Source organism: Rhodococcus chondri (genome assembly GCF_036327435.1).
Lineage (GTDB): Bacteria > Actinomycetota > Actinomycetes > Mycobacteriales > Mycobacteriaceae > Rhodococcus > Rhodococcus chondri.
This window is the reverse complement of the sequence record NZ_JAUZMZ010000164.1, coordinates 1-10,100: the sequence shown is the minus strand read 5'-3', so window position 1 is coordinate 10,100 and position 10,100 is coordinate 1. Positions and strand designations below refer to the sequence as shown.

9 protein-coding genes and 2 pseudogenes are annotated in these 10,100 nt (G+C 65.7%); 2 read left to right on the top strand and 9 right to left on the bottom strand.

Going from position 1 to position 10,100, the window contains the following annotated elements; all coding sequences use genetic code 11:
* On the top strand, window positions 1-747 hold a 747-nt coding region (locus Q8814_RS21275; protein ID WP_456239115.1), incomplete at its 5' end, for an allophanate hydrolase-related protein.
* A gap of 5 nt (window positions 748-752) precedes the next feature.
* Here Q8814_RS21275 and Q8814_RS21270 read toward each other — a convergent pair.
* From Q8814_RS21270 to Q8814_RS21260, 3 genes are all read right to left on the bottom strand, one after another.
* The gene (locus tag Q8814_RS21270) at window positions 753-2,135 is read right to left on the bottom strand and encodes a fatty acid desaturase family protein (protein WP_330153981.1); all 1,383 of its coding nucleotides are present in this window, start codon (window positions 2,133-2,135) and stop codon (window positions 753-755) included.
* Window positions 2,136-2,162: 27 nt separating this feature from the next.
* A complete protein-coding gene (locus Q8814_RS21265) occupies window positions 2,163-3,260 on the bottom strand; it encodes a ferredoxin reductase (RefSeq protein WP_330153980.1) in 1,098 nt (365 codons plus the stop codon).
* A 549-nt stretch (window positions 3,261-3,809) separates the two neighbouring features.
* Entirely contained in the window at window positions 3,810-4,562 is a 753-nt protein-coding gene (locus tag Q8814_RS21260) for a GAF and ANTAR domain-containing protein (protein WP_330153979.1), read from the bottom strand.
* A 187-nt stretch (window positions 4,563-4,749) separates the two neighbouring features.
* Between Q8814_RS21260 and Q8814_RS21255 the strand changes: the two genes are divergently transcribed.
* The gene (locus tag Q8814_RS21255) at window positions 4,750-5,442 is read left to right on the top strand and encodes a GAF and ANTAR domain-containing protein (protein WP_330153978.1); all 693 of its coding nucleotides are present in this window, start codon (window positions 4,750-4,752) and stop codon (window positions 5,440-5,442) included.
* Here the strand turns inward: Q8814_RS21255 and Q8814_RS21250 are convergent, their stop codons facing one another.
* From Q8814_RS21250 to Q8814_RS21225, 6 genes and pseudogenes are all read right to left on the bottom strand, one after another.
* Window positions 5,443-5,778, bottom strand: coding sequence for a cupin domain-containing protein (locus Q8814_RS21250; protein ID WP_330153977.1), 336 nt, complete (start codon window positions 5,776-5,778; stop codon window positions 5,443-5,445).
* Complete coding sequence (locus Q8814_RS21245) at window positions 5,778-6,590, bottom strand: class I SAM-dependent methyltransferase (protein WP_330153976.1); 813 nt, start codon at window positions 6,588-6,590, stop codon at window positions 5,778-5,780. Before Q8814_RS21245 ends, Q8814_RS21250 begins: the two co-directional genes overlap by 1 nt.
* A 232-nt stretch (window positions 6,591-6,822) precedes the next feature.
* Window positions 6,823-8,226, bottom strand: coding sequence for a dihydrolipoyl dehydrogenase (gene lpdA, locus Q8814_RS21240; protein ID WP_330153975.1), 1,404 nt, complete (start codon window positions 8,224-8,226; stop codon window positions 6,823-6,825).
* A 104-nt stretch (window positions 8,227-8,330) separates the two neighbouring features.
* A pseudogene (locus tag Q8814_RS21235) lies at window positions 8,331-8,729 on the bottom strand (LuxR C-terminal-related transcriptional regulator); the annotation flags it as partial.
* A gap of 19 nt (window positions 8,730-8,748) precedes the next feature.
* On the bottom strand, window positions 8,749-9,618 hold the full coding sequence (locus Q8814_RS21230; protein WP_330153974.1) for a sensor histidine kinase: 870 nt from the start codon (window positions 9,616-9,618) through the stop codon (window positions 8,749-8,751).
* Between the two features lie 262 nt (window positions 9,619-9,880).
* Window positions 9,881-10,100, bottom strand: a pseudogene (locus tag Q8814_RS21225) (ABC transporter permease); the annotation flags it as partial.

The following is a 10,100-nucleotide window of genomic DNA, read 5'->3' as shown; positions in this document are numbered from 1 at the left end:
ACGGGAGCNAAANTCCCGGCGGCCCACGAACTGGTCGCCGATCTCGATTCCCTCGCCCATACCCGCGCGGCCGCGGAGAAGTTGCTGGCCGAATTCGACGGTCTGCTGCTGCCGACCACCACCGAACACCCCACCATCGCTGCGGTGCAGGACGATCCGGTGGGAATCAATCGACGAATGGGCACCTACACGAACTTCTGCAACCTGCTCGACATGGCCGCGGTCGCGGTGCCGGGCCGGCGGACCGGATCCGGACATCCTTTCGGGGTGATGGTCGTGGTTCCGGCCTTCCACGATCAGATCGCGGTGGACATCGCGGCCCGGCTGAGCGATGTTCCGGCACCCGGGTTCGTCACCGCCGGAGTCGAATTGGCGGTGTTCGGCGCGCACCTGCGGGGGCAGCCACTGCATTTTCAGCTCGAGGACATCGGGGCCCGCTTTATGGAACGGATTCGTACCTCCGACGCATATCGGCTGATGGCGCTCGACACCACGCCGCCGAAGCCCGGTCTCGTGCGGCACGGCGCCGGCAGCGGAGCACCGATCGTCGGTGAACTGTTCCGGGTGTCCGAAGCGGGTCTCGGTCGGTTCCTGGCGGCGCTGCCGGCGCCGATGACGCTGACGAGCGTGGAGCTGTCGGACGGGCGTTCGGTGATCGGGTTCGGATGTACCCACGACGCGGTCGCCGACGCGGCCGACATCACCGAGTTCGGCGGCTGGCTCCCCTACCTGGCGTCACGGGGCTGAGACGGTCACCGCGGCGGCGGATCCACCGCGACGCCGCCGCGGACGTGCTCGGGCCCCGCGTCCGGATGTTCCGCCGGGAGCCTGCGACGGTGGCGCGCGGCCTCGCTCGGGACGGCACCTCCGCCGGAATCGGCCGAGCTCCGGTACGGGCCGGGCTTCGGGCGAGGCTTCCCACCGGGGAAGGCGAGGCGTGCGATGGTGCGGTGCACCATCCACCACTGCTTTCCGAGCCGGCCCGAGTTGTACGGCAACTCGTACCGTTCACAGATGTCCTTGACCTTGGGCGCTACTTCGGAATACCGCGTGCTCGGCATGTCGGGGAACAGGTGGTGCTCGACCTGATAACCGAGATTCCCACTGATGATGTGGAAAAGGGGTGTTCCCTCGATGTTCGCGGCACCGACCAACTGGCGGACGTACCAGCCGCCGCGCGACTCGTTCTCGACCTCTTTCTTGCTGAACGTGTACGTCTGATCGGGAAAGTGGCCGCAGAAGATGATGGCGTGCGCCCACACGTTGCGGATGATGTTGGCCGTGATGTCGGCGAGCACCGTCGCGAGGAACGTTTTCTCCACGCCGGGGGCGTAGCGGTCGAGTAGATCGGCGGTGGTCTTCCACTTCCCTCCACCCAGTGCGCGTATGCGGCCTCCGAGCCGGGACCGTGCGGGTTGGGGTAGCCGTCCGCGCAGGGCGAGTTGCGCTGCACCGAACAGCGCGGCGCTCACGAGCGGCCAGCCGACATAGTCCTTGACGAATTGCGCCCGCGCCTTCCCCGCGATACCCCTCAGCTCTTTCAGGACCTGGGTCTTGGATTTCTCTCCGGCCCACATCGCCTCGAGGTCGAGATCGTGCAGCGCCACACCCCATTCGAACAGCACCGTGAGCAGAGCGTTGTACAGCGGTTGCGCCAGGTAGACGGGGCGCCATTTCTGATGCGGGTCGATCCGCATGATCTCGTACCCGAGGTCCTTGTCCAGACCGCGGATGTTGGTGAACGTGTGGTGGATGTAGTTGTGCGAATGCTTCCACGCCTCGGCCGTGGACGCGGTGTCCCAGTCCCACACCGACGAGTGGATGTCCGGATCGTTCATCCAGTCCCACTGCCCGTGCATGACGTTGTGGCCGATCTCCATGTTCTCGAGGATCTTCGCCATGCCGAGGCACGCGGTTCCGGTGACCCACGCCGGCTTCCAGGACGAGGCGAACAGCAGGATCCGTCCGGTGACCACGAGTTGACGCTGCGCGGCGATGACGGACTTGATGTATCTACGGTCGCGTTCTCCCAGGTCGGAGTACACCTCGTCGTGAATCGCGTCGAGTTCCTTTGCAAGTTCGTCGAGTGTCTCCTCGCTCAGGTGGGCAAGCGGGCTTTCGAAAGTGCTTGTCACGCTTTCCTCCTTTTCGCAGCCGGGCCCTCACAGCTCGAGTTCGATATCGCCTTCTGCGGTGTGGATGCACGTGCGCACCGATGCCCCGGTCGGTTCGCTCACCTCATCGGTGCGCAGATCGCGGAGGCGTCCCGAGCGCAGTGTGCCGACACAGGTGTGGCAGATGCCTATGCGACACCCGTACGGCAACTTCAGACCGGCCTCCTCCCCTGCCACGAGGATCGGGGTTCCGCCGTCGCATTCGACGTCCGTCTCGCTGTCGAGGAAGTGGACGGTGCCACCCTCACCGGTTCCCGCATTCCCCCCGATGATCGGTTGGAAACGTTCGAGGTGGAATCGCTGTGGGTTGCCGTGCTCGTTCCAGTGTTCGACGAAGGCGTCGAGCAGTTCGGGCGGACCGGAACAGAACGTCTCACGGGTGCGCCAGTCCGGGCAGAGATCGTCGAGATCGGCGGGCCTGATATGCCCTCGCTCCCCGCTGACCCACAGCTCGAGCCGCATTCCGGGATGCCGCTCGTCGAGGTCGCGCAGGGTGGGTCCGAAGATCACCTGGTCGGAGGTATGCGAGGAATGCACTACGACGACATCGTCGACGAGGTCGCGGTGGTCGAGACTGCGCAGCATGCTCATGATCGGTGTGATACCGCTGCCGGCGCTGACGAACAACAATTTCCGGGGTACCGGTTCGGGAAGGACGAATACCCCTTCGACCTCCCCGAGTCGCACGATGTCTCCCGGCTCGATCCGATTCACGAGGTACGGCGAGACGACGCCGCCTTCGACCAGTTTGGGCGTGACGCTGATCAGTCCGTCGTCCGGGTCGGGATCGGAGGTCAGAGAATAGGCGCGCCAGTGGTAGACACCGTCGATGATCACACCGAGACGCACGTATTGGCCCGGCTCGTGTCCGCGCCACTCGTAGGCCGGCCGGATGAGCACCGAGGCCGCATTGTCGCCTTCCGGGACCACTTTCTCCACGCGGCCGCGCAGCTCACGGGTAGTCCACAGTGGGTTGATCATCTCGAGATAGTCGTCGGGGCGCAGCGGTGTGAACAGGTGACGCACCGCTCGCAGCATCATTCTCCGAACCGGATGTACCGGGGGGCGAGCGCCTCGTTCCGCCATAGCGACACCGTACGCCGGAGTATTGCAGGATCGGCGGAGATCGGCGCACGGCGCAGGCGGATCAACGTATTCATGCCCGCCCTGGACAATTTCATGGCATTATGCGGGCGAGGGTTGAAGAGCAGCCATCGTCATGTCGTTGTTCGAACGACTGCTGCGATCTCACCTCGTTTCGCGTACGCCGGTGCGTCCAGCAGTCGAATGTCCACTGAGGATGGTCACTTTGCGTTCGCACTCGGGTCCACATTCACGACGTCGGTCGGGCGTCGCTATCGGTCCGGTCGCTGCCGGATTCGGCAACCTGCCGATCGTCACGCGACATCGACCGGCTCCTCCTCGGTAGCAGCACACGACCGCGCAGCGCCGGCGCTGCGCGATCGAGTCGAATCCTGGTGAAGCGGGGTCGGCATGGCGCCGCAGGGGGGCGCCGTGGGGCCGACCACCGCCACCCGCGGGGCCGGCCGGAGTCGTCTACGGCTCCGGCCGGTCCATCCTCCGGCGGAACGTGTCGAATTGCACCGGGCTGCAGTCGATCAGCCCGTCCGAAACCTATCCGAGCAGCGGGCCTCGTCCGCCCGGGCGGTTGAGATCGGACATGTCGCGAAGGTGTCGCTCGTTCAATGTGCGCGCCAGGTCGGCCACCTTGACGTTCATCTGCTGTGACGTGCTCCGCAACAGTTCGAACGCCTCGTCGTCGCCGATATGATGCAAGACGATCAGCAGGCCGATCGCTTTGCCGATCTCACGGTTGCTCGACAGCCCGTCCCGCAGCGAAGCCAGGGTCTCGCCACGACTCACCGCCAGTGTGGTCACCGCTGCGAACGAGGCGAGAACACTCGCCTGGGCCGCTTCGGTGGCGGTGAAGCCGCCCGGAGTGTCGGTGAAGAGATTCAGAGCCCCGATCTTGCCTGTTTCGGTATGCAACCGAAACGACATCGCCCCCCGCACGGGAGTTTCGGCCAGGACCCGGGCGGCGAACCGCGGCCAGGGACTACCGGTACGCAGATCCGGCTCGATCTGCGGGTGCTCGTGCTCGATCGCGTCCAGGCATGCACCCTGGCCGGTTTCGCGCTCGAGGTCGTCGACCTGACGGGCGATGTCGTCGCCGGCCGCGACGGTGACATAGCGATTGCGACGGCGCATCATCACGCTGGCGTGATCACACCGTGGGACCAGCTGGGTCGCCGCCGAACAGATCGCCTCGTAGACCTGGTCCGGCTCGGCCTCCCGATAGACCAGGTCCGCCATCGCAGCGAAGACCGCCGCGGGATCGCCGCTACCGCGCTCCGAGTCCGCATCCATATCTCGGTCCTCCTGCAATCAGCACGGCCATGAGTGCCTCCACTGTTGCACGCCCGTTCACAGACGTCTCGTTCGCCCTCGATCCCGGACCATGGAAGATCGACGCAGGCAGGCGACGTCGCACCTGATTACTGTGGACTACGGTGCGAAGAACACCCGCACCCGACGAGAAAGAGGGTGAACCCCCGTGGCACACCTCGACGACGAGCGGCTCAGCCGGTCCATGGCCGAGCTTGCGCGCTCCATGACGGCGGACTTCGACCTGGACGAAACGCTCCGCCGTATCACCGGGGCTGCGGTGGCTATCGTTCCAGGTTCGGAGAGCGCCGATGTGCTCTTGATCGCCGGGCCGTCGAGGTTCGAGTCTCTTGCCTCCACGTCGGGTCTTCCGCCGCAACTCGACAACCTGCAGGTGAGTCTCGGGGAAGGCCCGTGTCTGGATGCCGCACAGGAAACGGTGATGACCCGCTGCAACGATCTGCGCACCGATACCCGCTGGCCGAGATTTGCCGCGGCAGCGGTCGAGGCCGGTGTGCTCAGCATTCTGTCGTTCCGCCTGTACACGCAGACCGGTCACAGTGGGGCGCTGAACCTGTTCTCCTCGCAGGCGAACGCGTTCGACAGCGATTCCGAGCACACCGGAGAAGCCCTCGCCGCACATGCCGCGGTCGCGATCCTCGCGTCCCGCAAGGAACTTCAGTTCAAATCGGCACTTGCGAGCCGCGACCGGATCGGTCAAGCGAAAGGCATGCTCATGGAGCGGTTCACGATCGGCGCCGATCGTGCGTTCGAGATGATGGTGAAACTGTCGCAGGAAACCAATACACCGCTTGCCGAGGTCGCGGCCCGCGTCATCGAGGCAGGGCCCGATCGGCGCTGATCACCGCAGAATGGTCAGCATCACCACGGAGTCGGTGTTGGCGACGAGTTTGTGCACGATGCCGGTGTCGACGTGTACGGCAGTGCCCGGCACGAGCGATACGGTCCGGTCGGCAGTGCTGAACGACACGTCACCGCTGGTGGCCTGCACCAGGATCGGGGCCGGCGCGCGGTGGTCCTTCATGACCTGCCCCGCGGCGAACCCCATCCGGATCACGGTGGCGCCCGCTCCGGTCGCGAGCTTTTCGAGCCGCGGCGTGTCGCCGTCCTGGGCATTGAGGTCGGCGAGACCCTCGATCACCGTCATCTTGCCGTCGGACGCTTCTTCGGCACTCATCAGGTCTCCTTCTTCTTCGCGATGATCTCGATCGCGACCAGGTGCTTCTTGTACTTCGTGAACGTCGAACGCATCTGCAGCACGCGCGCACGCGCGTCCGAGTCACGGATCACGTTACCCATGAATTTCAGCGTGCCGAGCAGGCCCTCGTCGGCAAGGATGCGTTTGGGCTCGAGCAGCGCCATCGGCGCGAAGCCCACGGTCTCGACCTCGAAGCCGGCCTCGACGAACAGCTGCCGCCATTCCGTGGCTGTGAGAGGACGCGCGTTGACCTTGATGGATCGGGCGAGAGACTGCCGGATGTCGGTTTTGATCTCGTCGTCGACCGCATCCGGCTCGATCGCCAGCTCGTGAATGGCGTAGCGGCCGCCGGGACGCAGTACACGGAACGCCTCCTGCACGATCTCGGCCTTGTGCTTGTCGGTCTGCATCGTGAGCATGGCTTCGCCGACCACCACATCCGCGGTCGAGGCGTCGAGCCCGGTCTTCGATGCCTCACCGCCGAGCACCGTGCCCGCACCGTTGATGGCCTTGCGGGTCAATTCGGCTGCGCTCTCGTCGGATTCGACCCCCACATAGCTCTTGGGAGCATACTCGAGGATGCTCTGCGCGGTCCGCCCCAGGCCGGGCGCGAACTCGACCACGTCGACGCCCTTCAGGTTCGCGTCGGACAGCATCCGCTCGGTCAGTTCCTTGCCACCGGGGCGCAGCACGCGCTTGCCGAGACGCGCGAGCAGCCAGTGCCCGGGCAGGTGAGCGGCGTCTCGATCGGCCAGTGGCAGTGCGTCATGGGTTCCCTGGGTCTCGGACATATGCATTCCTTCCGCAGTCATCGCGCAGGCGGCGATCTCACGCGACGACTATAGGGGAATTTCCCGGCTGAAGTAAGGTCTGGCTAACCTCATAACTGGAAGGCGGTAAAGACCGCTCCCGAACGACGCCGGCCCGCGACGACGGTCGAGTCGCCACGGGCCGAGCCGGTACATCCGAGCAGGGATCTACCCGCGCGGAGGATTGCGATTGCGAAGGACGAGCCCTCGCCTGTCAGAAGTTGATCATGTGACCCGCGAGACCGTGGATGGCCTCCTGCAGTGCTTCACTGAGGGTCGGGTGGGTGTGGACGTTGCGCGCCAGCTCGTTGACGGTCAGATCCCACTTCTGCGCCAGGGTCAGTTCCGGCAGCAGTTCGGAGACGTCGGGGCCGATGAGGTGACCACCGAGAAGCTCGCCGTGGGTCTTGTCGGCGATGAGCTTGACGAAACCGTTGGGGTCTCCCAGGCCGTGCGCCTTGCCGTTCGCGGTGAACGGGAAGGTCGCGACCTTGACGTCGTAGCCTTCGTCCTTCGCCTGCTGCTCCGTGAGACCGAAGCTGGCGACCTGCGGCTGGCAGAAGGTGGCGCGCGGCATCATGCGGTAGTCGCCGAACTCGAGAGTCTCGGCGTTCCCGATGGTCTCGGCCGCGACGACACCCATCGCCTCGGCGACGTGGGCGAGCATGAGCTTGGCGGTGACGTCACCGATTGCGTAGATGCCGTCGACGTTGGTTCGCATGCGCTCGTCGATCGCGATGGCACCGCGGTCGGTCAGCTCCACACCGGTCTTCTCGAGGCCGAAGCCTTCGACGCGAGGGGCGAAGCCGACGGACTGCAGCACCTTGTCGACGGTGAGGGTCTCGACGTTGCCGGACTTGTTGTCCTTGATCTCGACCGTGACGTCCGAGCCGTTGTCGGAGATCTTCTGCACCGCCGTGCCGGTTTTGATCTTGACGCCGAGCTTCTTGTAGGCCTTGGCGATTTCCTTCGAGATGTCGGCGTCCTCGTTGGGCAGGGCCCGGTCGAGGAACTCGACGATCGTGACGTCCACACCGTAGTTGGCCAGGACGTAGCCGAACTCCATGCCGATGGCGCCCGCACCGACGATGACGATCGACCCGGGCAGCTCGCGGGTGAGGATCTGCTCTTCGTAGGTGACGACGTTGTCGCTGAGCTCGGTGCCCGGCAGCAGCTTGGTGACCGAACCGGTGGCAATGATGGCGTTGTCGAAGGTCACCTGTTCGGTGCCGCCCTTGGTGAGGGCTACCTCGATGGTCTTGGCGTCGACGAACGCGCCCCTGCCATCGTATTCGGTGATCTTGTTCTTCTTCATGAGGAAGTGCACGCCCTTGACGCGACCGTCGGCCACCTTGCGGCTGCGGTCGACGGCGGCACCGAAGTCGAAGGACACGTCTCCCGACATGCCGAACGTCTTGGCCTCTTTGTTGAAGAGATGCGCCAGTTCGGCATTGCGGAGAAGCGCCTTGGAGGGGATGCAGCCGACGTTCAGACAGACACCACCCCAGTACTTCTGCTCGATGATGGCGGTGCTCAATCCCAGCTGTGCCGCGCGGATAGCAGCGACGTACCCACCGGGACCGGCTCCGAGGACAACGACGTCATAGTGTGAGGTCACAGGCACATAGGGTAGTCCTGCCCGATTGGGCTGTCTGCCGATGGGCCGGTTACCCACCGGTAAGGTACATTTCGCGCGCTCATCACCGCGCAGCACCGCCGGATTCAGCCGAGGATGCCGCGGTCGTAGCCGGCCGCGACCGCCGCCGCGCGATCGGTCACGTCCAGCTTCCCGAAGATGTGCGCCAGATGCGTCTTGACCGTCGCCTCACTGATGAACAGTTCCCGGGCGATCTCACGGTTGGACGTGCCCTTCGCCACCAGCACCAGCACCTCGCGTTCGCGGGCACTCAGCGGACGCGGAGGGTCGGGGTTGCGTACCCGGGCCAGCAGACGCGACGCGACCACCGGCGACAGGACGGTACGGCCTTCGGCGGCCGCCCGCACCGCGTCGAACAACTCGTCGCGCGGCGCGTCCTCGAGCAGATACCCGGTCGCGCCGGCCTCGAGCGCGGGGAAGGTGTCGGCGTCCGTGTCGTAGGTCGTGAGCACCGCCTCCGGCGGCCGTTCGCCATGGCACTGTTCACGGGCCCGTCCCCGCCTTCACCAGCGGCACGCGCACCGACACCGCCGTCCCCGCACCGGTTTCGGATTCTACGTTCACTGTGCCCGCGATACGTGCCGCCCGCGACTGCATACCCCTCAGACCGAATCCGCGGACCGAGCCGGTCGCCGGGTCGAAGCCGCACCCGTCGTCCCGCACGTCCACGCTCACCTCGTCGCCCATGTACGACACCGTGACACCCACACGCTCCGCGGCGGCGTGCTTACCGACATTGGCGAGCGCCCCCTGGGTGATCCGCAGCAAGGTGGCGCCGATGTCCTCGTGCAGCGGTTCGGTCGTTCCGGTGACCGTGAAGTCGGCGCGGATACCGGACTCCGCGGACCATGCCCGAACCGTATGGGAGAGTGCGTCTTCGAGAGTGCTGTGTTCGAGCGCCTGCGGAGCCAGATTCTGCACCGACCGGCGGGCCTCGCCGAGACTGCGCCGTGCGAGCGCGGCAGCACGCTCCACGTGACGCCCCGCCGCTGCAGGATCGGTGGTGTCCTGCGCGGCCTGCAGTTGCGTGACGATTCCGGTGAGTCCCTGTGCCAGGGTGTCGTGGATTTCGGCGGCGAGGCGGCGGCGTTCATCGTCGATACCGGCCTCCCGAGCCTGCAGCAGAAGCTGTTCGTGCAGCGCTTGGTTCTCCGAAAGCGCCTGTTCGAAGCGGACGTTCGTGCGTTCGAGTTCGGTGATCGCTTCGATCAGTTCCCGAGTCCTCGCCTGGTCGCGTTCGCCGATGCGGAGCGTCACCGTCCCGATGGCTGCATTGAGCGCGAACAGCAGCCCGAAGCCGATCCACGTCGTGAGACTCGACGGCGGAAGACCTCCGGACTGAGATCCGGCCATCGTCACCGCTGTCGCGAGCAAACCGGTACGCACCCAGCGACCACCACGCCTCCCAGCCCACCGCCACGAGGACCAGAACCGCTGCCGGAACACGTTCGGCGGGGGCGATCAGCAGTCCCGCTGTGGCGAGCGACAGAACGGTGCCGGTTGCGAGCAGAGCCCACGGCCCCATCGGTGGGCGCGCTCCCAGATGTCGTCGGCCGGTTGCGAGGTCGTCACGGTTTCAGGATGCCGGGTGAAGGTGCTGTTGCCAACGGAACTGCTATTGCCACCGGAACCAGCGCACGGCCGCGGCGGTGAGCGCGACCGCCCACAAGGCCACCAGCATCAGGCCGGCCACACTCGGCCAATCCCCCGCGGCGGCCTGATCGAGGAGCTGCGAGGCCGCACCGAACGGTGTCACCTCGACGATCCGCTGCAGCAGCGCGGGCATCGCCTGCACCGGAAGCCACACTCCCGCGCAGAACATCATGGGAAACAAC

Bases quoted from the DNA above. Each gene is read 5' to 3' on its own strand.
- Q8814_RS21230 (WP_330153974.1), bottom strand. From the start codon at position 9,618: ATGGCCGGATCTCAGTCCGGAGGTCTTCCGCCGTCGAGTCTCACGACG.
- Q8814_RS21250 (WP_330153977.1), bottom strand. From the start codon at position 5,778: ATGAGTGCCGAAGAAGCGTCCGACGGCAAGATGACGGTGATCGAGGGT.
- Q8814_RS21265 (WP_330153980.1), bottom strand. From the start codon at position 3,260: ATGGCGGAACGAGGCGCTCGCCCCCCGGTACATCCGGTTCGGAGAATG.
- Q8814_RS21260 (WP_330153979.1), bottom strand. From the start codon at position 4,562: ATGGATGCGGACTCGGAGCGCGGTAGCGGCGATCCCGCGGCGGTCTTC.
- Q8814_RS21245 (WP_330153976.1), bottom strand. From the start codon at position 6,590: ATGTCCGAGACCCAGGGAACCCATGACGCACTGCCACTGGCCGATCGA.